Source organism: Curtobacterium sp. VKM Ac-2922 (assembly GCF_022815645.1).
GTDB lineage: Bacteria > Actinomycetota > Actinomycetes > Actinomycetales > Microbacteriaceae > Curtobacterium.
In genome coordinates this window covers 325954-351514 of record NZ_JALGRO010000002.1, presented here as the reverse complement: position 1 = coordinate 351514, position 25561 = coordinate 325954, and the positions used below count along the sequence as shown (strand labels likewise).

General features: G+C 71.5%; 24 protein-coding genes. 14 read left to right on the top strand and 10 right to left on the bottom strand.

Features of this window, described 5'->3' with window-relative positions:
- Positions 1–27: 27 nt before the first annotated feature.
- Positions 28–918: a mycothiol conjugate amidase Mca gene (gene mca / locus MT346_RS03665; RefSeq protein ID WP_243561404.1), complete on the top strand. Its 891-nt coding sequence runs from the start codon at positions 28–30 to the stop codon at positions 916–918.
- The gene (locus MT346_RS03660; RefSeq protein WP_243561402.1) at positions 915–1199 is read left to right on the top strand and encodes a hypothetical protein; all 285 of its coding nucleotides are present in this window, start codon (positions 915–917) and stop codon (positions 1197–1199) included. The genes mca and MT346_RS03660 overlap by 4 nt, the downstream gene beginning before the upstream one ends.
- 172 nt (positions 1200–1371) lie before the next feature.
- Here the strand turns inward: MT346_RS03660 and MT346_RS03655 are convergent, their stop codons facing one another.
- The gene (locus tag MT346_RS03655) at positions 1372–2076 is read right to left on the bottom strand and encodes a hemolysin III family protein (RefSeq protein ID WP_243561400.1); all 705 of its coding nucleotides are present in this window, start codon (positions 2074–2076) and stop codon (positions 1372–1374) included.
- Positions 2077–2150: 74 nt separating this feature from the next.
- On the opposite strand from MT346_RS03655, the gene MT346_RS03650 reads away from it, so the two are divergent.
- The 3 genes from MT346_RS03650 (at position 2151) to MT346_RS03640 (ending at position 5895) form a co-directional block, all read left to right on the top strand.
- Positions 2151–2936 (top strand): isoprenyl transferase, encoded by a 786-nt coding sequence (locus tag MT346_RS03650; RefSeq protein ID WP_243561398.1) that lies wholly within the window; start codon positions 2151–2153, stop codon positions 2934–2936.
- An 83-nt stretch (positions 2937–3019) separates the two neighbouring features.
- A complete protein-coding gene (locus MT346_RS03645; RefSeq protein ID WP_243561396.1) occupies positions 3020–4138 on the top strand; it encodes an aminotransferase class V-fold PLP-dependent enzyme in 1119 nt (372 codons plus the stop codon).
- Between the two features lie 383 nt (positions 4139–4521).
- Positions 4522–5895, top strand: coding sequence for a PhoH family protein (locus MT346_RS03640; RefSeq protein WP_243561394.1), 1374 nt, complete (start codon positions 4522–4524; stop codon positions 5893–5895).
- Between the two features lie 102 nt (positions 5896–5997).
- On the opposite strand, the gene MT346_RS03635 is transcribed toward MT346_RS03640, so the two are convergent.
- From MT346_RS03635 to xseA, 5 genes are all read right to left on the bottom strand, one after another.
- Entirely contained in the window at positions 5998–7413 is a 1416-nt protein-coding gene (locus MT346_RS03635; protein ID WP_308221869.1) for a class II fumarate hydratase, read from the bottom strand.
- A 124-nt stretch (positions 7414–7537) separates the two neighbouring features.
- Positions 7538–8152 carry a carbonic anhydrase gene (locus MT346_RS03630; RefSeq protein ID WP_243561393.1) on the bottom strand — a complete coding sequence of 205 codons (615 nt, stop codon included), beginning with the start codon at positions 8150–8152 and terminating at the stop codon, positions 7538–7540.
- A 100-nt stretch (positions 8153–8252) separates the two neighbouring features.
- Complete coding sequence (locus MT346_RS03625; protein ID WP_243561392.1) at positions 8253–8888, bottom strand: DUF4245 domain-containing protein; 636 nt, start codon at positions 8886–8888, stop codon at positions 8253–8255.
- On the bottom strand, positions 8885–9169 hold the full coding sequence (locus tag MT346_RS03620; protein WP_243561391.1) for an exodeoxyribonuclease VII small subunit: 285 nt from the start codon (positions 9167–9169) through the stop codon (positions 8885–8887). Before MT346_RS03620 ends, MT346_RS03625 begins: the two co-directional genes overlap by 4 nt.
- 65 nt (positions 9170–9234) lie before the next feature.
- Complete coding sequence (gene xseA / locus MT346_RS03615) at positions 9235–10473, bottom strand: exodeoxyribonuclease VII large subunit (RefSeq protein WP_243561390.1); 1239 nt, start codon at positions 10471–10473, stop codon at positions 9235–9237.
- 103 nt (positions 10474–10576) lie between these two features.
- Here xseA and MT346_RS03610 point away from each other — a divergent pair, with 103 nt between their 5' ends.
- Together MT346_RS03610 and MT346_RS03605 are read left to right on the top strand one after the other, a co-directional pair.
- Positions 10577–11641: a 4-hydroxy-3-methylbut-2-enyl diphosphate reductase gene (locus MT346_RS03610; RefSeq protein ID WP_374202497.1), complete on the top strand. Its 1065-nt coding sequence runs from the start codon at positions 10577–10579 to the stop codon at positions 11639–11641.
- Entirely contained in the window at positions 11638–12309 is a 672-nt protein-coding gene (locus MT346_RS03605; protein ID WP_243561389.1) for a DUF6264 family protein, read from the top strand. Before MT346_RS03610 ends, MT346_RS03605 begins: the two co-directional genes overlap by 4 nt.
- 33 nt (positions 12310–12342) lie before the next feature.
- Here the strand turns inward: MT346_RS03605 and MT346_RS03600 are convergent, their stop codons facing one another.
- A complete protein-coding gene (locus MT346_RS03600) occupies positions 12343–12906 on the bottom strand; it encodes a TetR family transcriptional regulator (RefSeq protein WP_243561387.1) in 564 nt (187 codons plus the stop codon).
- An 84-nt stretch (positions 12907–12990) separates the two neighbouring features.
- Between MT346_RS03600 and MT346_RS03595 the strand changes: the two genes are divergently transcribed.
- Positions 12991–14118, top strand: coding sequence for a zinc-binding alcohol dehydrogenase family protein (locus MT346_RS03595; protein ID WP_243561386.1), 1128 nt, complete (start codon positions 12991–12993; stop codon positions 14116–14118).
- A 30-nt stretch (positions 14119–14148) separates the two neighbouring features.
- Here the strand turns inward: MT346_RS03595 and MT346_RS03590 are convergent, their stop codons facing one another.
- Both MT346_RS03590 and fbaA read right to left on the bottom strand, forming a co-directional pair.
- Positions 14149–15411: a M18 family aminopeptidase gene (locus tag MT346_RS03590; RefSeq protein ID WP_243561385.1), complete on the bottom strand. Its 1263-nt coding sequence runs from the start codon at positions 15409–15411 to the stop codon at positions 14149–14151.
- A gap of 98 nt (positions 15412–15509) precedes the next feature.
- On the bottom strand, positions 15510–16538 hold the full coding sequence (gene fbaA, locus MT346_RS03585; RefSeq protein WP_243561384.1) for a class II fructose-bisphosphate aldolase: 1029 nt from the start codon (positions 16536–16538) through the stop codon (positions 15510–15512).
- A 170-nt stretch (positions 16539–16708) separates the two neighbouring features.
- Between fbaA and glpX the strand changes: the two genes are divergently transcribed.
- Positions 16709–17698 carry a class II fructose-bisphosphatase gene (gene glpX / locus MT346_RS03580; protein ID WP_243561382.1) on the top strand — a complete coding sequence of 330 codons (990 nt, stop codon included), beginning with the start codon at positions 16709–16711 and terminating at the stop codon, positions 17696–17698.
- Between the two features lie 123 nt (positions 17699–17821).
- Here the strand turns inward: glpX and MT346_RS03575 are convergent, their stop codons facing one another.
- Positions 17822–19084, bottom strand: a complete 1263-nt coding sequence (locus MT346_RS03575) for a DNA recombination protein RmuC (protein ID WP_243561381.1) — start codon at positions 19082–19084, stop codon at positions 17822–17824.
- A gap of 156 nt (positions 19085–19240) precedes the next feature.
- Between MT346_RS03575 and iolC the strand changes: the two genes are divergently transcribed.
- Genes iolC through iolD form a run of 5 tightly spaced genes read left to right on the top strand, consistent with a single transcriptional unit; the run spans position 19241 to position 25555 of the window.
- The gene (gene iolC, locus MT346_RS03570) at positions 19241–20233 is read left to right on the top strand and encodes a 5-dehydro-2-deoxygluconokinase (RefSeq protein ID WP_243561379.1); all 993 of its coding nucleotides are present in this window, start codon (positions 19241–19243) and stop codon (positions 20231–20233) included.
- Positions 20226–21245 (top strand): class I fructose-bisphosphate aldolase, encoded by a 1020-nt coding sequence (locus MT346_RS03565; RefSeq protein WP_243561377.1) that lies wholly within the window; start codon positions 20226–20228, stop codon positions 21243–21245. The genes iolC and MT346_RS03565 overlap by 8 nt, the downstream gene beginning before the upstream one ends.
- Positions 21242–22753 carry a CoA-acylating methylmalonate-semialdehyde dehydrogenase gene (locus MT346_RS03560; RefSeq protein WP_243561375.1) on the top strand — a complete coding sequence of 504 codons (1512 nt, stop codon included), beginning with the start codon at positions 21242–21244 and terminating at the stop codon, positions 22751–22753. Before MT346_RS03565 ends, MT346_RS03560 begins: the two co-directional genes overlap by 4 nt.
- A 7-nt stretch (positions 22754–22760) precedes the next feature.
- Positions 22761–23660 (top strand): 5-deoxy-glucuronate isomerase, encoded by a 900-nt coding sequence (iolB, locus tag MT346_RS03555; RefSeq protein ID WP_243561374.1) that lies wholly within the window; start codon positions 22761–22763, stop codon positions 23658–23660.
- 14 nt (positions 23661–23674) lie between these two features.
- Positions 23675–25555 (top strand): 3D-(3,5/4)-trihydroxycyclohexane-1,2-dione acylhydrolase (decyclizing), encoded by a 1881-nt coding sequence (iolD, locus tag MT346_RS03550; RefSeq protein WP_243561451.1) that lies wholly within the window; start codon positions 23675–23677, stop codon positions 25553–25555.
- The last annotated feature ends 6 nt before the right edge of the window (positions 25556–25561 follow it).

Sequence of the window (25561 nt, the reverse complement as noted above, 5' to 3'; positions counted from 1 at the left end):
CCCGATCCCCAGCAGTGAGGAACCTCCGTGGCCTACCGCCTGATGGCCGTGCACGCCCACCCCGACGACGAGTCGAGCAAGGGAGCGGCCACCGCGGCGAAGTACGTGGCCGAGGGCAACGAGGTCCTGGTGGTCTCGTGCACGGGTGGCGAAGCCGGGGACATCCTCAACGAACAGCTCGGCGAACCGGCCACCAGCCGCGCCCACCGCGACATGGCGGGGTTCCGTCGTGGCGAGATGGCGGCAGCGCAGGCAGCGATGGGGATCCAGCACGTCTGGCTCGGCTACCACGACTCCGGCCTGCCCGATGCCGACAAGGGCGAGACCGTCCGGCCGGGCACGTTCTCGACCGTGCCGCTGGAGTACTCCACCGAAGCACTCGTGCGGGTCGTGCGCCGGTTCCGCCCGCACGTGCTCGTCACCTACGACGAGAACGGCGGCTACCCGCACCCCGACCACATCCGCACACACGAGGTCTCGATGGCCGCCTGGCGCGATGCCGGCGACCCGACGAAGTACCCCGAGGCGGGCGAACCGTGGCAGATCGCGAAGCTGTACTACGAGCGCACGATGAACCCCGTCCGCTTCCGCACGATCTTCGAGGCGCTCAGGGAACGCGAGCCGGACAGCCCGGCGGTGGAGCAGTTGGGCGAGTGGGTCGAACGGTTCGCCGACCGACCCGACCTGTCCACGACCCACGTCGACGTGCACGAGTACTTCGACGCCCGTGACGCCGCACTGCGCGCCCACGCCAGCCAGGTGCCGCCGGACAGCGCGTTCTTCCACCTGCCGAACGACCTGGCGGCGACGCTGTGGCCGACGGAGGACTACCAGCTGATCGACGCCCGGGTGCCCACCGAGGTGCCCGAGACCGATCTCTTCACGGGCATCCCGCCGGAACAGGACGACAACGCGTGAGTGTCATCGCAGCGGTGCTCGCCGCCACCCCGAGCCCCAGCCCCACCTCGGCCGTGCCGGACGTCGACGTCACTCCGGGTGTGGTCGGCTTCATCGCGATCGCCCTGGTGGCGGTCGTGACGATCCTGCTCATCGTCGACATGACCCGACGCATCCGACGCACCCGCTACCGCGCCGAGATCCGCGACCGCCTCGAGGCCGAGGCGCGTGGCGAGACCCCGGCCGACGGGCCGGCCGAGCCGGGCCGCACCGACGTCGACGACGACACCGAGCGCGGCTAGCCGAGCACCTGACGGACCGCAGGCGTGTGGCGGCATCGCCACGAGCCTCCCGTCCGCCCGGTGGTGCGCCCGCGCGTGGTGGGTCGGATCGCGCGTGGTGGGTCGGATCTTCGGGGTGACCACGCGCGATCCGACTTCCCATCGCGCGTGCGAGGGGACAGAACGCGCGTGGTCAGCGGACGGGGTGCAGCGCCACGATCAGGATGCCCGCCCACTGCGCGGCGAACGCGGCGACCGTCAGGGCGTGGAAGACCTCGTGGAAGCCGAAGACCGTCGCCGACGGGTTCGGCCACTTGAACCCGTACACGACCGCACCGATGACGTAGGCCAGACCGCCGGCCAGCACGAGCACCGTCATCGGCACGCTCGCTGCGAAGAGCTGGGGCAGGATGCCGAGTGCCGCGCAGCCGAGCGCCAGGTACAGCGGCACGTACAGCCACCGCGGGGCGTTGATCCAGAACACGCGGAAGGCGATGCCGAGCAGCGCGCCGCCCCACATCACCCAGAGCACCACGACCATGAGCGTGTGTGGCAGAGCACAGACCGCGACGGGCGTGTACGTCCCCGCGATGAGCAGGAAGATGTTCGTGTGGTCGATGCGCTTGAGCACCCGCTTGACCGTCGGCCCCCACGGGAAGCGGTGGTACGTCGCCGAGACGCCGAACATCACGAGTGACGTCGCCGTGAAGACCGCCGAACCGGCCTTCGCAGCGGGGGTGGCGGCGAGCGTGACGAGCACGATGCCCATCGCCAGCGCGAACGGGAACGTGCCGAGGTGGATCCAGCCGCGCCAGGCCGGGCGCTCGTCAACGGAGGTCGTGGCTTCTTCCGAGAACGGGACGTGGGGCAGGGTCTGGGCGTCCCGGTCGTGCTGCATGCTCCGACGATATGGCCGCCGGGCGCGGCTCCGCTGGGAGTCCGCACCGAGGCTCGGTGCACTACGCTCGTCGCGTGACGGGCAGGCTGGGATGGGCGGGACGCGGGATCCTCTACCGCGCGTACCAGCAGCGCATCCGCAAGGAGATCGAGAACGCCCCGAAGCCCAAGCACGTCGCGATGATCGTGGACGGCAACCGGCGGTGGGCCAAGCAGCTCGGGCTCGAGACCGCCGCCCACGGACACCGTGCCGGCGCGGCGAAGATCCCCGAGTTCCTGGGCTGGTGCGATGACCTCGGCGTGCAGGTGGTCACGCTCTACCTGCTGTCCGCCGACAACCTCAAGGGGCGTGGCGGCGACGAGCTCGAACAGCTCCTCGACATCATCGCCACCCTGGCCGACCGACTCTCGCACCACCGCTCGTGGCGGGTGCAGCACGTCGGGTCGAACGACGGGCTGCCACCTGCGCTGGTGACCGCGCTCGCCGATGCCGAGTCCCGCAGCGCCGACCACACCGGGCTGCACATCAACCTGGCGGTCGGGTACGGCGGGCGGCGCGAGATCGCCGACGCCATGCGCAGCATCGTCCGTGCCCACGGCGAGGGCGGCGGCACGCTCGACACCCTGGCCGAGGTGCTGACCCCCGAGCTCATCGGCGACCACCTGTACACGCAGGGGCAGCCCGACCCGGACCTGATGATCCGGACCTCGGGCGAGCAGCGCCTGTCGGACTTCATGCTGTGGCAGAGCGCGCACAGCGAGTTCTACTTCGTCGAGGCGTTCTACCCGGACCTGCGCGAGGTCGACTTCCTGCGCGCGGTCCGCGACTTCGGGCTGCGGTCACGCCGGTTCGGCGGCTGAGTGCGTGCATCGGCCGACTGGTCGATGCGTCCGATCCGTCCCAGTAGACTCTCAGGGTTCTGTTCCGCTGAAAGGTGCACCCTGTGACCACGATCGACGAGTATGCCGCGGGCTTCTCCGAAGACCCCGGCTACCTCGACCACGCGGCGTTCGGACCGGTCCAGACCGCCGTGCTCGAGGAACAGCGCGTGCTCGGCACCATCCAGGCGCACATGCGCTTCGGTGCGATGGACACCCTCGACGAGCAGGACGCCCGCGTCCGCGCCGTGGCCGCACGGCTGGTCGGGCGACGCGAGGACCAGGTCGTCTCGCAGACCGCCACCACGCCCGGGCTGCTGCACACCGCGTTCGGTCTCACGGGCGGGGTGCTCGTCGCCGCGGACGACTACCCCTCGATGCCGCTCGCGCTCGCCAGCGCCGCGTCGGCCACCGGCGGCCGCGTCCGCCCCGTCGTCATCGAGTCCGGTGCCGGCTGGGTCACCCCGTCGCTCGTCCGGTCGCGCCTGCAGGACGGCGATGACGTCGCCGCTGTCGCCGTGTCGCTGGTCGACTGGCGCACCGGCTACCGGACGGACCTGGCCGCGATGCGCGAGGTCATCGGCGACCGCCTGCTCATCGTCGACGCCATCCAGGGGTTCGGGGTCACCGACGCCGCGTACGAGGCCGCGGACGTCGTCGCCACCGGCGGACAGAAGTGGCTGCACGCTGGCTGGGGCACGGGCTTCGTCGCGTTCAGCGACCGCGCGCTGGACCGGCTGCGCCCCGCACTGTCCGGGCCGCACGGCACGACCGGGTGGCCCGCCGAGGTGCCGTCGGTCAAACCGGGTGCCGCCGGGTTCACGATGACGCGGATCGACCCCGTCGCCCAGGCGCGCATGGCGGTCGCCCTCGAACGCCTGACCGCCGTCGGGGTCGCCGCCGTGCAGGAGCGGGTGTCGGACCGTGTCGAGCGGGTGTTCGCGATCGCGGACGAGTTCGGGCTCGAGGTCGAGTCCAGCCGCGACCCGGCCGAGCGTGCGGGCATCGTGGTGCTCCGACCGGCCGCGGGCAAGCTCACCGCGCTGTCGGCCGCGCTGCACAACCACGGGGTCACGACGAGCACCCGGTCGGGCAACGTCCGCGTGTCGGTGTTCGCGTCGACCACCGACGAGACGCTCGACATGTTCCGCGACGCCTGCATCTCGTACGCCACGTCCGCCTGACGCCGGGCGCGCGCTCCGCGCGGCTGGCCGGCGGGCCGGCGGCGCCGAGTCTCGGCCATGCGGACAGTTTTGCGCCGCCGGATGCCGCATTGTGTCCGCCGGGCCGAGACTCGGCGGGACGGGTGCGGGCGGGACGTGGGACCGGCGGGCGGAAGGCGCGTGGCGGGGCCGCCCCGGGCCTCCCGGCCGACAGGCGCTCAGGTCCCGTTCACGCGAACGTAACCGAGCGATCCGCGTGTCGGTGACGACCCTGTCGGTGGGCCGACGTAGCTTGACCACATCGGGCACCGCGCCCGATCGAAGCGGCCACAGTCGGTGCTTCGGGACCCGCTCCGTGGCCGTGTCGAGGACAAGGACCGGGCCCGTCGCGGCCCGGGGATGGAGTGGTCGTGACCTCTCAGAACGTCTCCCACGGAACCTCGTCAGCAGCGTCGACCTCGGCTTCGGCCGCGCGGTCGACGGACACCGCCCAGCGCACGTACGTGCTGGACACCTCGGTGCTGCTGAGCGATCCGCGGGCCCTGTTCCGCTTCGACGAACACGCGGTCGTGCTGCCCGTCGTGGTCGTCAGTGAACTCGAGTCCAAGCGCAACGACCCCGAGATCGGGTACTTCGCCCGGCAGGCCCTCCGCATCCTCGACGAGCTCCGCATCGAGCACGAACGGCTCGACTTCCCGGTCGCGGTCGGCGACGGCGGGTCGCTGCGCGTCGAGCTCAACCACTCCAACCAGTCCGTCCTGCCGTCCGGGCTGCAGCTCGGCGACAACGACTCCCGCATCCTGGCCGTCGCGATGAACCTGGCGAACGACGGTCTCGACGTGGTGGTCGTGTCGAAGGACCTGCCGCTGCGCGTCAAGGCCGCCTCGGTGGGGCTGGCCGCCGAGGAGTACCGCGCCGAACTCGCCGTCGACTCCGGGTACACGGGCATCACCGACCTGCAGGTGTCGGGCGAGCAGATGTCCGACCTGTACGAGCGCGAGGAGATCGCGTCCTCGCAGCTGGCCGGTGTCCCGGTCAACACCGGGGTCGTCATCCACTCCGAACGCGGGTCGGCGCTCGGCCGCGTGCACACCGCCGGCTCGGTGTCCCTGGTGCGCGGGGACCGCGAGGTCTTCGGCCTGCGCGGCCGGTCCGCCGAGCAGCGCCTGGCGATCGACGCGCTGCTCGACCCGGAGATCGGCATCGTGTCCCTCGGCGGCAGCGCCGGCACGGGCAAGTCGGCGCTCGCCCTGTGCGCGGGGCTCGAAGCGGTCCTGGAACGTCAGCAGCACAAGAAGATCATGGTGTTCCGCCCGCTGTACGCGGTCGGGGGCCAGGAACTCGGCTTCCTGCCGGGTGATGCCAGCGAGAAGATGAACCCGTGGGCGCAGGCGGTCTACGACACCCTCGGCGCGCTGGTGTCGGACAACGTGCTGGACGAGGTCGTCGAGCGCGGCATGCTCGAGGTCCTGCCGCTCACCCACATCCGCGGTCGTTCGCTGCACGACGCGTTCGTGATCGTCGACGAGGCGCAGTCGCTCGAGCGCAACGTCCTGCTGACCATGCTGTCCCGCATCGGGCAGAACTCGCGCGTGGTGCTCACACACGACGTCGCACAGCGCGACAACCTGCGGGTCGGCCGGCACGACGGGGTCGCCTCGGTGATCGAGCGGCTGAAGGGCCACCCGCTGTTCGCGCACGTCACGCTGACGCGGTCGGAGCGCTCGGCGATCGCTGCGCTGGTGACCGAGATGCTGGACTCGCCCGACCTGGTGTAGCGCGGGGGCCCATCGCTCGGCCGTCCTCCTTGCGAAAGCGACAGATCTCCGCGGACAGTCCGCGGAGATCTGTCGCTTTCGTGTGTGGGTGGGAGGTGTCCGTCAGTTCGGGTGCGTCATGCTCAGGACGTCGAGGGCCTGGTCGAGCTGCTGCTCGGTGACGTCGCCGCGCTCGACGTGCCCGAGCGCCACGACGGCCTCGCGCACGGTGATGCCCTGGGCGACGGCGTACTTGGCGACCTTGGCGGCGGCCTCGTACCCGATCACACGGTTGAGCGGCGTCACGATCGACGGCGACGATTCCGCGAAGCCGCGCGCCCGCTCGAGGTTCGCTTGCAACCCGTCGATCGTCTTGTCGGCGAGCACCCGCGAGCTGTTCGCGAGCAGACGGATGGACTCGAGCAGGGCGGTGCCCATGACCGGGATCGCGACGTTGAGCTCGAAGGCGCCGGACGCACCGGCCCACGACACGGTGGCGTCGTTGCCGATGACCCGCGCAGCGACCATCAGGGTGGCCTCGGGGATCACCGGGTTGACCTTGCCGGGCATGATCGACGAGCCGGGCTGCAGGTCCGGGATGTGCAGTTCGCCCAGGCCGGTGTTCGGGCCGGAGCCCATCCAGCGCAGGTCGTTGTTGATCTTGGTCAGACTGACGGCGAGCACCTTGAGCGCCCCGGAGACCTCGACCAGGGCGTCGCGTGCGCCCTGGGCCTCGAAGTGGTCGAGCGCCTCGGTGATCGGCAGGTCGGTGTCGCTGGCGAGCTGCGCGATGACCTGCTGCGGGAAGCCCTTGGGCGTGTTGATGCCGGTGCCGACGGCGGTGCCGCCCAGCGGGACCTCGGCGACGCGGGGGAGCGTGGCCTCGACGCGCTCGATGCCCAGGCGGATCTGGCGCGCGTAGCCGCCGAACTCCTGCCCGAGGGTGACCGGGGTGGCGTCCATCAGGTGGGTGCGACCGGACTTGACGGCGTCGGCCCACAGCGTGGCCTTGGCCTCGAGTGACTCGGCCAGGTGCGCGAGCGAGGGCACCAGGGAGCGGATCAGGGCTTCGGTGACGGCGACGTGCACCGAGGTCGGGAAGACGTCGTTCGAGGACTGCGACGCGTTCACGTGGTCGTTCGGGTGCACCGGGCTGCCCGCGACGTCGGACGCCAGGGTCGCCAGGACCTCGTTCATGTTCATGTTCGACGAGGTGCCGCTGCCGGTCTGGTAGACGTCGACGGGGAACTGGTCGTGGTGCTGACCGGCGATGATCGTGTCGGCCGCCTGCTGGATCGCGTCGGCCACGCTGCCGTCGATGATCCCGAGCTGCCCGTTCACGATGGCCGCCGCACGCTTGATCCGCGCGAGGGCGATGATCTGCGCGGGCTCGAGCCCGGTGCCGGAGATCGGGAAGTTCTCGACGGCACGCTGCGTCTGCGCCCGGTACAACGCCGAGGCCGGCACGCGGACCTCGCCCATCGTGTCGTGCTCGATCCGGTACTCGGTCGTCGCGGGGTTCGCGGTGGTGTCGGTCACGTCGTCGTGGTCCTTCCTGGTGGTGCACCGGTCGCGGTCGCGGCCGGGTGGTCGTCGTGGCGTGGTGGTGTGCCGTCTGCCCGGTGTCGGGCCGGTGGCCGGCCCGGGCGGTGGGCCCCGGGGGTCAGGCGTCGCCCACGACGGTGTCGATCGAGACCTGGCCCGTGGTCAGGTCGTAGGTCGCGCCGACGACGGCCAATCTACCCTCGGCGATGGCGTCGGACACGGCACCGGAGCGCTCGAGCACCGCACGCAGCGTGGCTTCGAGGTGTGCGGCACCGATGGCCTCTTGCGGGATGTCGGGGTCGGTGGCGCGGACACGCTCGACGCTCGGCGCGATGGCGTCGACCAGGGCCTGCAGGTGCGGTGCCGGGACGGGCTCGCCGGATCGGGCAGCGGCGACGGCACCGCACTTGGTGTGCCGCAGCACCACGACGAGCGGGGTACCGAGCGCGACGACCGCGAACTCGATCGAGCCGAGCACGACGTCGTCGACGATCTGGCCGGCGTTGCGGATGGCGAACACGTCGCCGATGCCGGCGTCGAAGACGTGCTCGAACGGCACGCGGGAGTCGGAGCACCCGAGCACGGTGGCGAACGGTGCCTGCGAACCGGCGAGCTCGCTGCGGCGCTCGGGGTCGATGCGGCCGGTCCGGCGCTTGTCGGCGGCGAAGCGGGCGTTGCCGTCGACGAGCAGGCGGAGGGCGTCGGCGGGGGTGGACGCGGCGCGGTCGGTCATGGGATCGGCTCCTCGGGTGCTGCTTCGGGTGTCAGGGCGTTCGGGTGGTGCTGCGTTCCTGTGGTGCTGCGTTCCTGTCGTGCAGGAGGCTCGGGGTCGGTCAGCCGAGTTGTCGCGTCAGGGCGGTGGCGACGGTCCGGAACGACCGGTCGTCGGCGGTGCCCGCGAGCACGATCGTGTTGCGTCCGAACGTCGTCACGAGCGAGTACGCCTGGTTGCCGGCGTCCTTGCCCTGGTCGCGACGGTCGTACACCGTCCACTTCGTGCCGGCGATGGTGCGGCTGCCGGTGGCGGCGTGCTGGTCGAGCTGGTTCGCGACCCAGGTCGGGTTGGCGTCGATGCCCTGCTGCAGCCCGATGAACTGCTTGTCGGGGGTCAGCAGCCCGACGGTCCAGACGTCGACTCCGTCGGCCGCTCGGTCCTTGAAGTCGGCGCGGTTCGACGAGTACGTGTCGGGCAGGTCGGGGACGGCGAGCGTGACCCCCGGCACGGCTGCCTGGGCGGCGACCTGGCGGTAGTCGACGTCCTGGTCCACGGTGCCGTTGGGTCGGGCCACGACGGCGACCAGGAACACCACGATGCCGAGCGACGCGATGAGTGCCAGGACCAGGTTGAAGGCCGTCTGGTGCTGACGACGGGCGCGCCGGGCGGTGTCCTTGCGCGCCCAGGTCTCTTCGGCCGTCTCGGGGCGACCGAGCTCGGCGACGACCGGGCGGCCGGTCTCGGGGTCGGTCATGCGCGTGCGCTCCCGCGGTCGGACGCATCGGCGGCTTCAGATCCGGCGCGGGCGGCGTCGAGCCGGGCACGGGCGCCGACCAGCCACTCTTCGCAGCGGGCCGCCAGGGCTTCGCCGCGTTCCCACAGGGTCAGCGACCGCTCGAGCGTGGCGGAGCCCTGCTCGAGCTCGGCGACGACGCGGACGAGTTCGTCGCGAGCCGCTTCGTAGCTCAGGGCGCTGACGTCGGCGGGCTCGGACGGTGCGGGCTCGGACGGCGCGGGCTGCTGCTGGGATGACACGCTCCGATCCTACCGAGCACCCACCGACCCGCTGCCGTGCGCCGTGCGCCTGTGGAGAACGCGGTTCAGCCTTCGCCGTCCGGCCCCGGGCCCTCGGGCGCGAGCGTGCCGGTCGCGGTGCCCGCACCGAGCGTGACGCGGACGTCCGCGGCAGCGCCCAGGTCCGACGCCGCCCGCACGACCGATCCGTCGGCGGTCTGCACGATCGCGTACCCACGGCGCAGGGTGTCCCGCGGTGAGAGCGCGCGGAGCCGTCCGGTCAGGTGTCCGACCTCGGCGTGTGACCGTTCGAGCCGGCGGTCCAGCAGTTCCCGGGCGCGGGACAGGTCGCGGGCCACTTCTTCGGCGCGGGTGTCGACGAGCCAGGCGGTGGACGCCAGCGCCGGACGTGACCGCAGTGCGGCGATCCGGTCGGCCTCGACCGACAGCGTGTGCGAGAGCCGGAGTCCCAGTCGAGCCCGGGCCTGACGGACGTTGGCGAGTTCCTCGGCCACGTCGGGCACCACGCGTTTGGCGGCGTCGGTCGGGGTCGACGCACGCAGGTCGGCGACCTCGTCGAGGATCGGGCGGTCGGCCTCGTGCCCGATGGCGGACACGATCGGCGTGCTCGCCGCGGCGGCAGCCCGGACGAGTCCTTCGTCGCTGAACCCGAGCAGGTTCTGGAAGTCGCCACCGCCACGGGCGATGATGATGACGTCGACGGTCGGGTCGGCGTCGAGTTCGAGGATCGCCGCCGTGACCTCGGCCACGGCGCGCTCACCCTGCACTGCGGCGTGCACGGTGCGGAACTCGACCTGCGGCCAGCGCAGCTGTGCGTTCCGCGTGACGTCCTTCTCGGCGTCGGAGTCCTTGCCCGTGATCAGGCCGATGCGGTGCGGCAGGAACGGCAGACGCTGCTTGCGCGCCGGGTCGAACAGGCCTTCTGCTGCCAGGGTGCGACGTAGCCGTTCGAGTCGTTCGAGCAGGTCGCCCAGTCCGACGTGCTTCATCTCGACGACCTGCATCGTCAGCGAGCCGCCCTTGACCCAGTAGTTCGGCTTGACGGCCGCGACGACGCGCGCGCCCTGCTTCAGGTCGGCGGGCACCCGGGAACGCACGCTCGACCAGATCGAGAAGGACACCGTGGCGTCGACCTCGAGGTCCTTGAGCTTGCCGTAGACGTTGCCGCCGGCGACGTTCCACTGCGTGATCTCGCCTTCGATCCACGCGGTGCCGAGTCGGTCGATCCAGTCCCGCATCTTGGCGCCGAGCAGCGCGACGGGCCACGGGTCGTCTGCCGTCGGGGGTCCCTGTTCGATCGCCATGTGCTCCTCCTGGTGGTGCGGTCCCATGCTGCCGGACACCGCTGACGTCCACCGGCCGCCGGCGCCCAGGCCGTGTCGGTGCCGCTCACCTATCATCGGGGACGTGACGATCACGAACGGCCACACGGTCCCTCTCGCTCCGCCGCGCAGCCCCGCGCCGCGCGGGCGGCTGCGGAACGAGCCGGTCGCGGGCACCAAGAAGGTCCTGCTCGCCGCGCCCCGTGGCTACTGCGCCGGCGTCGACCGCGCCGTCATCGCCGTCGAGAAGGCGCTCGAGCAGTACGGCGAGCCCGTCTACGTGCGCAAGCAGATCGTCCACAACGTGCACGTGGTCTCGACGCTCGAGCAGCGCGGTGCCGTCTTCGTCGACGACGTGGCCGAGGTCCCGCGCGGCTCGCACGTCGTCTTCAGCGCGCACGGCGTCTCACCCGCGGTCGTCGCCGGCGCGGCCGAACGCGAGCTGCATGCGATCGACGCCACCTGCCCGCTGGTCACGAAGGTGCACCGCGAGGCCTCCCGCTTCGCCAAGGCCGACCGCACCATCATCCTGATCGGGCACACCGGCCACGAAGAGGTCGAGGGCACGATGGGCCACGCGCCCGACCAGACGATCCTGGTCAACGGTCCGGCCGACGTCGCCGCGCTGCAGGTCGCCGACCCGGACAACCTGGTCTGGTTGTCGCAGACCACGCTGAGCGTCGACGAGACCATGGAGACCGTCCGGCTGCTGCGCGAGAAGTTCCCGACGATCCAGGACCCGCCCTCTGACGACATCTGCTACGCCACGCAGAACCGCCAGGTCGCGATCAAGAAGGTCGCTCCGCAGGCGGACCTGGTGATCGTGGTCGGCTCGGCCAACTCGTCGAACAGCGTCCGCCTGGTCGAGGTCGCACTCGAGCACGGCGCCCGTGCGGCGCACCGCGTCGACTACGCCGAGGAGATCCAGCAGGGCTGGCTCGACGGGGTCGGCACGGTCGGGGTCACCAGTGGCGCCTCCGTGCCCGAGGAACTCGTCCACGAGGTGCTCGAGCAGCTCGCCGACGCCGGCTACGGCACGGTCGAGGAAGTGGTGACGGCGCACGAGGACCTGATGTTCTCACTGCCCAAGGAACTCCGGACCGACGCTGACGGCAACCCGACGCGGGCGCTCGGCGGGCGTCGGGCATGAGCGACGACGACTGGTCGGCCGTCCCGTTGCGTGACGCGGGCGTGGTTCCGCACGACGCCACCGCCCAGGAGGCCCGGCACAGCTCCGTCCCGTCGGCATCGGCTCCGGCAGCGGGTCCGGTCCAGGGCCGTCCCGCACCGCAGTACGGCGAGTACGCCCCGGCGGGCTGGGTGAACCCCGTGCTCGCCGAGCAGGAGCGCTCGGATCGCGCCGCAGCGACCGCAGGCCAGGGTAGCCCCGCCGCGTCGACCACGCGCTCCGCGTCGGGCCCCCGCCCCGCTCCGGCCGCCGCCAAGCGCCTGGGTGCATCACCCGGCGACCTGTTCCTGACGCTGATGCTGCTGGGCCTCGGGCTGTGGACGGTCGTCCGGTACTTCCGCACCGGCCTCGTGGCCACCGACGTCCGACGTGCGATCGAGCAGCAGTCCACGACCCTGTCCGACCCGTCGGCGCTGACGACCGCGGCGAACGTCAACCTGGTCGGTGCCCTGGCGATCCTGGTGCTGACCGTCGCGTGGAGCGTCGGTCGACTGCGAGCCGGCAAGCGGTCGGCCTGGGTCCCGGTGCTCGGCGGTGTCCTGGCCACGGTCTTCAGCACGGTCGTGTTCATGATCGTCCTGTCGCACGACCCGGCCTTCGCGGCCTGGTGGGCGCAGCGCACCGGCTGACGGTCTCCGGCGCCGTCGACCGACCGTTCGCGGTCAGCTGCCGAGCACGGCCCGCATCCGTTCGGCCGAGCGATCCAGGTGGACGCCGAAGGGCGCGTCCGTCTCGTCGGCCGACCAGGCCGTCAGTGCGGTCTGGAAGAGCTCGACGGTCATGCCGGCCAGTACCTCGGCGGTGAGCGGTTCCTCGCCCCGCCCGAGGAACCCGTCGCGGACGGCCACGCGCAGGTCGGCCTGTTTCCGCAGGTCGCGCTCGAGCAGCGCCGGTTCGCCGTCGATGATGCGCCGTGCCGCCCGGATCTCGGTGCGTCGCGGCTCGAAGCGGTGCTCGGCCAGGTCGTGCAGTCCGCGCAGCACGACCGTGAACGGCTCGAGGTCCCGCGGCGCCGCGGCCAGCATCCGGGTCGCGATCGCCGGGATCTCGTCGTCACCGAAGAAGACCTCGCGCTTGTCGCTGAAGTGCCGGAAGAACGTGCGGCGGGTCAACCCGGCGCGGTCGACGATGTCCGGCACGGTGGTCGCGGCGAAGCCCCGTTCGGCGAAGAGCTCCATCGCCGCCGCTCGCAGTCGTTCACGGGAGTCCGGTGCCCATCGCGCCATGGCTCCAGCATAGGGGTGATGGCACTCCGTGTCATCACCGACTACAGTGACGACACCACGTGTCATCACCCGGAGAGGTCCACCATGCCCGAGAACACCGCCGCCGTGCTCCGTGCACCGCGGACCCCGCTCGTCGTCGAGTCCGCCCCGATGCCCGAGCCCCGCGCCGACGAGGTCGTCGTGCGCGTCCGAGCGGTCGCGGTCAACCCGGTCGACTGGATCATCCAGGGGACCGGATCCGTCACCTACCGGTGGTTGCCGACCCCGGCGGTCCTCGGCTCGGACGTCGCGGGCGAGGTCGTCGCGGTCGGCTCCGGCGTCACGCGGTTCGCCGTCGGTGACCGCGTGTTCGGGCTGGCGACGGGCACGGACCGGGGACGGGACCCGCGACACGAGGGGGCCTTCCAGCAGTACACCGCGCTCCTCGAACGGCTGACGGCGCCGACTCCCGAGGGGATGTCCCACGAACAGGCGGCCGTCGTGCCGCTCGCCGCCTCGACCGCGGCGTGCGCGCTCTTCCAGCCGGGGCACCTCGGCCTGCCGATGCCGGGCCGGACATCGCAGGTGGACGGAGCGGATGACCGGGGCGTGGTCGTGGTGTGGGGCGGCTCGACGAGTGTCGGGATGAACGCGGTCCAGCTGGCGCGCGCTGCCGGGTACGACGTCGTCAGCACCGCGTCACCGCGGAACGCCGCCACGGTCCGCGCACTCGGCGCCGACGTGGTCGTCGACCACCACGATCCGGACGCCGTCGCGCAGCTCGTCCAGGGCATCGCCGGACGCCGCGTCCGGGGAGCAGTGGCGATCGGCACCGGGTCCGCCGATGCCTGCCTGCGGGTGCTCCGTCGGACCGGGGGTGACGTGCTGGCGATGGCGAGCACGCCGGTGTCGCTCGACGGGCTCGCCGGACGTCGTCGGCTGTTCCCGGCGATGGTCCCCGTGTTCACCCGTATCGGTCTCACCATGGCAGGCTTCACGGTCCGTGCCCGTCGTGCCGGCGTGCGCACCGGGTTCATCTGGGGGAGCAGCCTGCGCGACGACGAGGTCGGACACCGGCTGTGGGCCGAGACGCTTCCGCAGGGCCTGGCCGACGGCACCCTGCTGCCGGTCCCCGCGCCCGTCGTCGCCGGCACCGGGCTCGACGCCGTGCAGGGCGCGCTCGACCGCCAGCGCGCGGGGGTGTCGGCGCAGAAGGTCGTCGTGACGCTCTGACGGGCAGCCCGCTCAGCCCGCTCGGCCCGCTCAGTCCGCCAGGAAGGCCGCGACCGCGCCGTGCAGCGCGGCCAGGTCCTCGACGTGCACGAGTTCGCGGACCGAGTGCATCGACAGCAGCCCCACGCCGATGTCGAGGGTCGGGATGCCGAGTCGGGTCGCCGCGATCGGGCCGATGGTCGAGCCGCCCGCGATCGTGTTCACGTTGACGAACGGCTGGTACGACACGCCGGCCGCGGCGCAGGCGGCAGCGAAGACCGCCTCGCCCTTGGCCTCGGTCATGTAGCGCTGGTTCGCGCTGATCTTCAGCAGCGGACCGCCGCCCGGGCGGGGCCGGTTGGTCGGGTCGTGCTTGTCCGAGTAGTTCGGGTGCACCAGGTGCCCGGCGTCGCTCGACAGCAACCACGAGGCGCGGAACGCCCGCGCGGCCTCGGAGCGGGTGGCGCCGAGGCCCTCCTGCACGCGGCCGAGGACGTCCGGCAGGAACGGGCCACCCGCGCCCGACGGCGTCGCGGAGCCCACCTCTTCGTGGTCGAACGCCGCGAACACCGGGATGTGGTCGCCGTCGGCGGGTGCCTCGACGATGCCGCGGAGCCCCGCGTGCACGCTCGTCAGGTTGTCCATCCGGCCGGACGCCAGGAACGAGCCGTCGATGCCGACCCGGGCGGGTGCCTGGGTGTCGGCGAGGAACAGGTCCCACGACACCGCCGTCTCCCCGACCCGGGCGCGCAGCCAGGCCAGCGCGTCGACGCCGCTGGCCTCGGAGCCGTCCGTGCCGACCACGGGGAGCGTGTGGCGCTGGCGGTCGATCTCGTTGCCGGTGTTGACGCCGCGGTCCAGGTGGATCGCCAGGTTGGGGATGCGCGCCACGGCATCGGTGTCGAGCAGGGTGACCGTGCCGTCGCCGTGCACGACCCGTCCGGCGATGCGCAGGTCGCGGTCGAACCACGTCGACAGGATCGGTCCGCCGTAGACCTCGACGTTGAGCTGCTCCCATCCGCCGACCCGGACGACCGGGTTCGGCTTCAGGCGGAACCCGGGGGAGTCGGTGTGCGCGCCGAGGATCCGGAACGGCGTGGTCGCGGTCGCTCCGGCGGGCAGCCGCCACGCGATGACCGCACCGTCGCGGACCACCACGTAGGCGCCGGGCTCGGTCGGCCAGGCGTCCTGTTCGTCGAGCTCGGCAAAGCCGGCCGCGACGAGTCGGTCGCGGGCTACGGCCGCGGCGTGGAACGCCGTCGGCGACTCGGTGACGAAGTGGGCGAACTCGGAGGCGATGGCGTCGGCGGTCACCCGACCATCGTGGCACGGGCCCGGGGTGACCAGACGCAGAACGGGGCGCGTCCGTCGGACGCGCCCCGTGCCTCCTGTCCGATCTGGACGTGACTGGGCTAGCTCTTGCTGTTGCCGGCCGAGCCGAGGACCGTCGCGGCCTGTCCCACGCGGGCGGCCATCGCCGTCTCGGCGACCTTGCCCCAGGCGCGCGGGTCGTACTGCTTCTTGTTGCCGACCTCGCCGTCGAGCTTCAGGACGCCCTCGTAGTTGCTGAACATCGACCCGGCGATCGAGCGCGTGAACGCGTACTGCGTGTCCGTGTCGATGTTCATCTTGATGACGCCGTTGCGGACCGCCTGGTGGATCTCGTCGTCGGTCGAGCCGGAGCCGCCGTGGAAGACCAGGTCGAGCGGGTTCTCGCCGGTGCCGTGCTTGGCGGCGACCGCTGCCTGGATCTCACCGAGCAGTTCCGGTCGCAGCTTGACGTTGCCGGGCTTGTAGACGCCGTGCACGTTGCCGAAGGTCAGCGCGGCGATCCAGCGGCCCTTGTCACCCAGACCGAGTGCGTCGACGACCCGCTCGACGTCGTTCGGGGTCGTGTACAGGGCGTCGTTCGTGCCCTCGTGCTCGACACCGTCCTCTTCGCCGCCGACGACGCCGATCTCGACCTCGAGGATGGCGTTGATGTTGCGGGTCTTCTCGATCATGGTGCGGGCGATCTCGATGTTCTCGTCGAGCGGCACGGCCGAGCCGTCCCACATGTGCGACTGGAAGATCGGGTTGCGGCCGTGGCGGACCTCTTCTTCGCTGGCCGCGATGAGCGGGAGCACGAAGCCGTCCAGGGCGTCCTTGGGGCAGTGGTCGGTGTGCAGGGCCACCGTGATCGGGTAGTTCTTCGCGACCTCGTGGGCGAAGGCCGCCATCGCGAGCGCACCGGCAGCGCGGTTCTTCACGGTCTGGCCGGCGAAGTAGTCGGCGCCACCCGTGGTGACCTGGATGATGCCGTCCGAGCCGGCCTCGGTCAGGCCCTGCAGGACGGCGTTGATGGTCTGTGACGAGGACACGTTGACCGCGGGGTAGGCGAACTTGCCGGCCTTCGCGCGGTCGATCATCTCGGCGTACTGTTCCGGCGTTGCGATGGGCACGTGGATCTCCTTCGACTCGGTGGCGTCCGCTCCGATCGTAGTCAGACCCACTGGAGGAGCGGTGCGGGGCCCCGGCTCGGCTCACGTCGGGCGCGTGGTCGCCTCGAGCGCCCGTGCACATCCGTGCGCGGAGGCCGGCCGGCAGGCCGTGGCTGAGTAGGCTGGCAGGCGTGACTCCCACGACTGAAACCGGCTCCCTGTTCCTCCAGCCCGACCGCAACCTGGCACTCGAACTCGTGCGTGCGACCGAGGCGGCGGCGATCCGGGCGCAGCCGTGGGTGGGTCGTGGCGAGAAGAACCTGGCCGACGGTGCCGCGGTCGACGCGATGCGCAAGTTCCTCGGCACGGTGAACTTCGACGGCGTCGTCGTGATCGGTGAGGGCGAGAAGGACAACGCCCCGATGCTGTACAACGGCGAGCACGTCGGCAACGGTCACGGCCCCGCGTGCGACATCGCGGTCGACCCGATCGACGGCACCTCGCTCACCGCCGCCGGCCGCCAGAACGCCATCTCCGTGATGGCCGTGTCGGACCGCGGCTCGATGTACGACCCGAGCGCCGTGTTCTACATGGACAAGATCGCCGCCGGACCCGAGGGGCGCGGGGTGCTCGACCTCGAGAAGCCCATCGGTGACAACATCCGCGCACTCGCTGCGGCGAAGGGCAAGGACCTCGAGGACATGGTCGTCGCCGTGCTCGACCGCCCCCGTCACGACGAACTCATCCGCGCCATCCGCGCCACGGGTGCCGGCACGCGGCTGCTGCTCGACGGCGACGTCGCCGGTGGCATCGCCGCCGCGTTGCCCGGGTCGAACATCGACATGTGCGTCGGTGTCGGTGGCACCCCCGAGGGCATCATCACCGCGTGCGCGATCAAGGCGCTCGGTGGCGTGCTGCTCGGCAAGCTCCAGCCGAAGGACGACGAGGAGCGCGAGAAGGCCGTCGCCGCGGGACACGACCTGGACAAGGTCCTCGACCAGGACGACCTGGTGACGGGCGACAACACGTTCTTCGTCGCGACCGGTGTCACCGACGGCGTGCTCGTCGACGGCGTCCGTCGCTCGCGCGGCGTGATCCACACCGACTCGCTGGTGCTGCGGTCGCGCTCGAACACCATCCGCCGCATCCAGGCGGACCACCGCGCCGAGAAGTGGTTCTGATCCACCGCGTGTGATCCGAGTCGCACCCCCGCACGACCATCGCGCCCCGTTCCCACGGGGCGCGATGTCCGTCCGGGGGCGTGATGCGCTGATGGCGGTCACCGGGGCCGCCGGGGCCATCGCTCAGTCGTCGTCGAGCGCCCCGACGAGCTCGGGCGACGTCAGCAGCCGTGGCTCGTCCTCGATCGAGGTCGGCTCCGCGATCACCTTGGACTCGTCGAGCAGCGAGAGACGCCGGGCACTCGGCAGCACCTGCCGCTCGAGCGACCCCACGAACCGGTTGTAGTCGACGACACTGCCCCGGATCGAGCGTCCGAGCTTGTCGACGTGCCCGGCCATCGTCGACAGCCGCCCGTACAGCTCGCGCGACACCCGGAACAGCTCACGCGCCTCGGCGGTGACGACGTCCTGCTGCCACGAGAACGCCACCGTCTTGAGCACCGACCACAGCGTGACCGGCGACGCGAGTGCGACCCGCTTGCGGAACGCGTGGTCGAGCAGCCCGGGGTCGGCGGCCAGGGCGCTGGCGATCAGGGACTCGGACGGGATGAACGCGATCGTCAGTTCGGGGGAGGCGTCGTACCCGGACCAGTACTCGCGCGCTGCCAGGGCATCGACGTGCGATCGGAGCGCCTTGACGTGTTGCGCGATCAGGGCGTCACGACGTGCTCCCTCGGCGCCGGTGGCCGTCGCGGGGATCTCGGCGGCCTGCAGGTAGGCACTGAAGGGCACCTTGGCGTCGACCGCGATGCTCTTGCCGCCGGGCAGGTGCACGATCATGTCCGGTCGCGCGGCACCCGCCGAGGTGGTGGTGGAGGACTGCACGTCGAAGTCGACCCGTTCCAGCAGGCCGGCGGCTTCCACCACGTTGCGCAGCTGGGTCTCGCCCCACACCCCGCGGGTGTTGTTCGACGACAGGGCACTCGCCAGGGTCTCCGCGGTGGCACGCAGGCGTTCCTCGGACTCGGCGGCCGAGCGCAGCTGGGTGGAGATCGCCCCGTACTGCTCGCTGCGGGCGCGTTCGAGCTCGGCGATCTTCGCGCGCATGACGTCGAGCGTGTCGGCGACCGGGCTGAGCGCGGTGAGCACCTTCGACTCGTCCTGGGCCCGGGCGGACTCGGCACCGTGCATGCGCTGCACCAGGTGCTCGAGCTCGGCGGCCCGGCGTTCGAGTGAGTCCACCTGACGCCGGTACTGGGTGTCCTGCGCGTCGAGGCGGTCCTCGGCGTCGTGGCGGACCTCGTCCAGGCGCACCCGCAGGGCATCGGCGGTCGCGGTGGCCGAGGCAGCACCGGCACCGGCGCGGGCGCGTGCGACCGCGGCGCCCGCCAGGGCGCCCACGAGCAGACCGAGCAGCAGGCCGATGAGCAGGGCGGTGAAGTCCATGCCCAGACCTTCCCAGGTCCCACCGACAGCGGCGTGGCGGAGCCGGGCGAGCCTCCAGACCGGCCCGTGCCAGCCATGTAATGACATTAGGCCAAGTGCGGTGTACAGTCGTGACCGTCCGCCGATGAAGCCGCACGGAAGGTCCCCTCGCGTCGCATGACGAACGACACCCCCCACGCCTACGACGTGATCACCATGGGACGCGTGAGCGTCGATGTCTACCCGCAGCAGACGGGCCCGCTCGAGGACGTCGAGACGTTCTCGAAGTCCGTGGGCGGCAGCGCCACCAACGTCGCCATCGCCGCCGCGCGGCACGGAGCCGACGCCGCGGTCATCACCCGCACGGGCAACGACCCGTTCGGCCGGTACATCGCCCGCACCCTGCCGGAGTTCGGCGTCGCGAACACGTTCATCGAGACCGTCGACGGACTGAACACGCCCGTGGCGTTCTGTGAGATCTTCCCGCCGGACGACTTCCCGCTGTACTTCTACCGGGCGCCCAAGGCCCCGGACCTGATGATCACGACGAAGTCCCTGCCGCTGCACGAGATCGAGCGCGCGCGGGTGTTCTGGACCACGGTGACCGGGCTGAGCGAGGAGCCGAGCCGCAGCGCGCACCACGCCGCATTGCGGGCGCGGAGCGAAGCGACGCTTGCCCGAGGGATGTACACGGTGCTCGACCTGGACTACCGACCGATGTTCTGGTCGACGCCCGAGGCCGCGACGCGCGAGGTCGCCGTCGCCCTCGAGCACGCCACCGTCGCCGTCGGCAACCGCGAGGAGTGCGAGGTCGCGGTGGGCGAGACGGAACCCGTCCGCGCGGCCGACGCACTGCTCGAGCGTGGCGTCGAGATCGCGATCGTGAAGCAGGGCCCCAAGGGCGTGCTCGCGAAGACCCGCGACGAGTTCGTCGAGCTCCGCCCCCACCACATCGACGTCGTCAACGGGCTGGGGTCCGGTGACGGCTTCGGCGGTGCGCTGGTGCACGGGCTGCTGCAGGGCTGGGGCCTCGAGCGCACCCTGGCCTTCGCGAACGCCGCCGGCGCCATCGTGGCGACGCGCTTCGAGTGCTCCACGGCCATGCCGACGAGCGACGAGATCGAGCGGTTCCTGCAGGAGAACCCGACGGAGGAGGCCATCCGTGCCTGAGATCAGCCCTGCCGACTTCGCCCGGCTGCGCGACGTCCGCGCCGGTTCGCCGGAACGCGTCGCCCAGACCCTCGCCGCCCGCACCCGCCGGCCGCTGCTCGGCGACGACGGCAAGCTCTTCATCGTCGCTGCCGACCACCCTGCACGCGGTGCGCTCGCCGTCCGTGACGACGCCTCGGCGATGGCGGACCGCTACGACCTGCTCGAACGGCTCGTCGTCGCCGTCAGCCGCCCCGGGGTCGACGGGGTGCTCGGCACGCCCGACGTCCTGGAGGACCTGGCGTTGCTCGGCGCGCTCGACGGCAAGGTCGTCGTCGGCTCGATGAACCGCGGCGGGCTGCGGGGCGCGACGTTCGAGATGGACGACCGCTACACCGCCTACTCCGCCGCCGCGATCAAGCAGGCGGGCCTCGACTTCGCCAAGCTGCTGGTGCGCGTGAACCTGTCGGACGCGGGCACGGCCCCGACGCTCGAGGCCACGGCCCGTGCGGTCTCCGAGGCCGCAGCCCACCAGCTGCCGATCATGCTCGAGCCGTTCATGTCGGACTGGCGTGACGGCAAGGTGGTCAACGACCTGACCGCGGACGCCGTGATCACCTCGATGGCGATCGCCGCGGGCCTCGGCGAGACCAGCGCCTACAGCTGGCTCAAGATCCCCGTGGTCGACGACATGGAGCGGGTGATGGCGGCGACGACGCTGCCGACACTGCTGCTCGGTGGCGACCCGTCGTCCCGCCCGCTCGAGACGTACGCCCGGTGGGCGGACGCACTCGCCCTGCCGGGCGTGCGCGGTCTCGTGGTCGGACGGACCCTGCTCTACCCGCCGGACGGCGACGTGGCTGCTGCCGTCGACGTGGCCGCCGGGCTCGTCCACAGCGGTTCTGCCGACAGCGGTTCCGCCCACAGCCTGGAGGCCCGGGTCGGGTCGTCCACAGGAGCGCACGACCCAGCCGCGCGGCTCGCCGGCACCAGCACCATGGACTCGTCCATCCCGGAAGGAACCACCGCATGACGATCACCGACCAGGCCACCACCACCATCGGGCACTGGATCGACGGCGCGAACGTCGCGTCGACCTCCGGCTCGACCGCCCCCGTCTACGACCCGGCGCTCGGCGTCGCGACCAAGCAGGTCGCCCTGGCGAACCAGGACGAGATCCAGGCGGCGATCGCCAGCGCCAAGGCCGCGTTCCCGGCGTGGAGCGAACGCTCGCTCGCCAAGCGTCAGCAGATCCTCTTCGCCTTCCGCGAGATCCTGAACCGCGACAAGGCCGAGCTCGCCGAGATCATCACGAGCGAGCACGGCAAGGTGATCGACGACGCACTGGGTGAGATCGCCCGCGGGCAAGAGGTCGTCGAGCTCGCGACGAGCATCCCGCAGCTGCTCAAGGGCGAGTTCAGCGACCAGGTGTCCACCGGCATCGACGTCTACTCGATCCGCCAGCCGCTCGGTGTCGTGGGCATCATCAGCCCGTTCAACTTCCCGGCCATGGTGCCGCTGTGGTTCCTGCCGATCGCCATCGCCGCGGGCAACACCGTCGTGCTGAAGCCGAGCGAGAAGGACCCGAGCGCCGCGCTCTGGCTGGCGGCCAAGTTCAGCGAGGCCGGGCTGCCCGACGGGGTCTTCAACGTGCTGAACGGCGACAAGGCCGCGGTCGACGGGCTGCTGACCAGCCCGGACGTCGAGTCCATCTCGTTCGTCGGCTCGACCCCGATCGCGCAGTACGTCTACGAGACCGGCACCAAGCACGGCAAGCGCGTGCAGGCCCTGGGCGGGGCGAAGAACCACATGCTGGTGCTGCCCGACGCCGACCTGGACCTGGTGGCGGACAACGCCGTCAACGCGGGCTTCGGCTCAGCGGGCGAGCGCTGCATGGCGATCTCGGTCGTCGTCGCGGTCGAACCCGTCGCCGACGAGCTCATCCAGAAGATCGCCGAGCGTGCGGCCACGCTGCGCATCGGCGACGGACGCCGCGGCTGTGACATGGGCCCGCTCGTCACGAAGCAGCACCGCGACAAGGTCGCCTCGTACATCGAGGTCGCCGAGCAGGACGGTGCGGTCGTTGTCGTCGACGGTCGGACCGTGCAGCCCGACGGCGACACGAACGGCTTCTGGCTCGGCCCGACGCTGATCGACCGGGTCCCGACGACCAGCCGCGTCTACACCGAGGAGATCTTCGGGCCGGTGCTGTCCGTCGTCCGCGTCGCCACCTACGAAGAAGGCCTCGAGCTCATCAACTCGGGCGCGTTCGGCAACGGCACCGCCATCTTCACCAACGACGGTGGCGCTGCCCGCCGGTTCCAGCGCGACGTGCAGGTCGGCATGATCGGCATCAACGTCCCGATCCCGGTGCCGGTCGCGTACTACTCGTTCGGCGGCTGGAAGAACTCGCTGTTCGGCGACCACAAGGCCTACGGCGCCGACGGCGTGAGCTTCTTCACGCGGCAGAAGGCGATCACCTCGCGGTGGCTCGACCCGTCGCACGGTGGCATCAACCTCGGCTTCCCGTCGAACGGCTGATCAGGGCATGGAGAACACCTGGTTCATCCCACGGGGCAGCCGGCCGGACGACGACTGGACCGACGTGGTCGACGGCCGCATCGACGGCTGGGCGCACACCGGTCTGCGCACCGGCACACTGACCGACGGCGGCGAGCTCCGCCTGCAGTCCGCGGCCGTCGAGCGCATCGTCGTGCCCCTGGCCGGCAGCTTCGACGTCGCCTTCGCCGGTGCTGCCGGCACCGGGTCGCAGGCGCTCGAGGGGCGTGCGAGCGTCTTCGACGGTCCGACCGACGTGCTCTACCTGGGCTCCGGCTCGTCGGCGACGATCACCGGCTCCGGTCGGGTCGCCGTCGCCGAGGTCCCCACCGACCAGGTGCATCCGAGCACGTACATCGCGCGCCAGGACGTGCCGGTCGAGCTCCGCGGCGCCGGGCAGTCCAGCCGGCAGGTGCACAACTTCGGCACCCCGGCCGCGCTCGACGCCGCCAAGGCCATCGTGTGCGAGGTGATCACGCCCGCGGGCAACTGGTCGTCGTACCCGCCGCACAAGCACGACACCCACCGCGACGGCGCCGAGTCGAACCTCGAGGAGATCTACTACTACGAGTCCGCCGTGGCCCGTGGCGTGGACGCCCCCGACACAGCCGAGCCGTTCGCGCTGCACCGCACGTACGCCTCGGACGACCGCCCCATCGACGAGTTCCGTCAGGTCCGCACCGGCGACATCGCCCTGGTGCCGTACGGCTGGCACGGACCCGCCGTGGCCGCCCCCGGCTACGACATGTACTACCTCAACGTGATGGCCGGGCCCGACCCGGAGCGCGTCTGGAACATCACCGACGACCCCGCGCACGGCTGGGTCCGGCAGGTGTGGGAGTCGGAAGACATCGACCCGCGTCTGCCCTACGGAAGGACGAACGCGTGACCGAGACGCGCCGCATGACCGTCGGCCAGGCCCTGGTCGAGTTCCTGGCGAACCAGTGGACCGTCGACGGGGACGTCCGCGAACGCACCATCCCCGGGATCTTCGGCATCTTCGGGCACGGCAACGTCGCGGGCGTCGGGCAGGCCATCAAGCAGCTCCACGTCGAGCAGCCCGGGCTGCTGCCCTACTACCAGGCCCGCAACGAGCAGGCGATGGTGCACCAGGCCGTCGGGTTCGCCCGGATGCACCGTCGTCGTGCGACCTTCGCGGCGACGGCGTCGGTCGGCCCCGGTGCGGCGAACATGCTGACGGCGGCGGCACTCGCCACGACGAACCGGCTGCCCGCGCTGCTGCTGCCGTCGGACACCTTCGCCACCCGCACCACCGACCCGGTGCTGCAGCAGATCGAGCTGCCGCACGACACGTCGTTGCAGGTGACCGATGCCTTCCGGCCGCTGTCGCGCTACTTCGACCGCGTCGAGCGACCCGAGCAGCTGTTCTCGATCGCGCTCGCCGCCATGCGCGTGCTGACCGACCCCGCCGAGACGGGTGCGGTGACCATCGCCCTGCCCGAGGACGTGCAGGCCGAGCAGCTCGACGTCCCCGTCGCGTTCCTGCAGCCGCGCGAGTGGCACATCCGTCGCCCGCTGCCCGAGCGCGGGCCGTTGGCGCGGGCCGTCGCTGCGATCCGCAGTGCGTCCCGCCCCGTGATCGTCGCCGGTGGTGGCGTACTGTACTCCGACGCCGCGGCCGAGCTCGCGGCGTTCGTCGAGGCCACCGGGATCCCGGTCGGCACCTCGCAGGCCGGTGGCGGCGCGCTCGTGTGGGACCACCCGCAGTACCTGGGTGGCATCGGTGCGACCGGCACCGCGGCAGCCAACGCGGTCGCCGCACAGGCCGACGTCGTGATCGGCATCGGCACCCGGTACAGCGACTTCACGACCGCGTCGCGTACCGCGTTCCAGGACCCGGACGTCACGTTCGTCAACGTCAACGTCGCGGCCTTCGACGCCTACAAGCACGGGTCGCAGCTGCCGCTCGTGGCAGACGCGCGTGAGGCACTGGTCGCGCTGCAGGCCGAGCTCGCGTCGTACTCGGTGGAGGCCGGGTACGCCGCCGAGATCGCCACGCGAAAGCGGGACTGGGACGCCGTCGTCGACGCGGCGTTCGCCCCGTCGGGCAACGCACTGCCCGGGCAGGCCGAGATCATCGGCGCGGTGCAGTCCGTGTCCGACCCGCGCGACGTCGTCATCCAGGCAGCGGGATCGCTGCCCGGCGACCTGCACAAGCTGTGGCGCGTCCGCGACGAACTCGGGTACCACGTCGAGTACGCGTTCTCGTGCATGGGGTACGAGATCGCGGGCGGCATCGGGGTGCGCCGTGCGGCTCCGGACCGCGATGCGATCGTGATGGTGGGCGACGGCTCGTACCTGATGCTGCACACCGAGCTCGTCACCGCGGTGGCCGAGGGCATCAAGATCATCGTCGTGCTCATCCAGAACCACGGGTACGCGTCGATCGGGCACCTGTCCGAGACCGTCGGCTCCGAGCGGTACGGCACCCGGTACCGCTACCTGGACGAGACGCAGTCGTTCGAGAACGGCGAGCCGCTGCCCGTCGACCTGGCGGCCAATGCCCGCTCGTACGGCGTCGACGTCATCGAGGTGCAGCCCGGCCCGGACGCGATCCAGGACCTGCGGGACGCGGTGCGCCAGGCGAAGGCGAACGACCACACCACGCTCGTCCACATCAACTCGGACCCGCTCGTGTACGCCCCGGACGGCAACGGCTGGTGGGACGTCCCCGTCGCCCAGACGTCGACGCTGCCCAGCACCCAGCAGGCCCGCGCCGCCTACGAGCAGCAGGTCGCCGCCCAGCGGCCCCTGCTCGGCTGACCCACA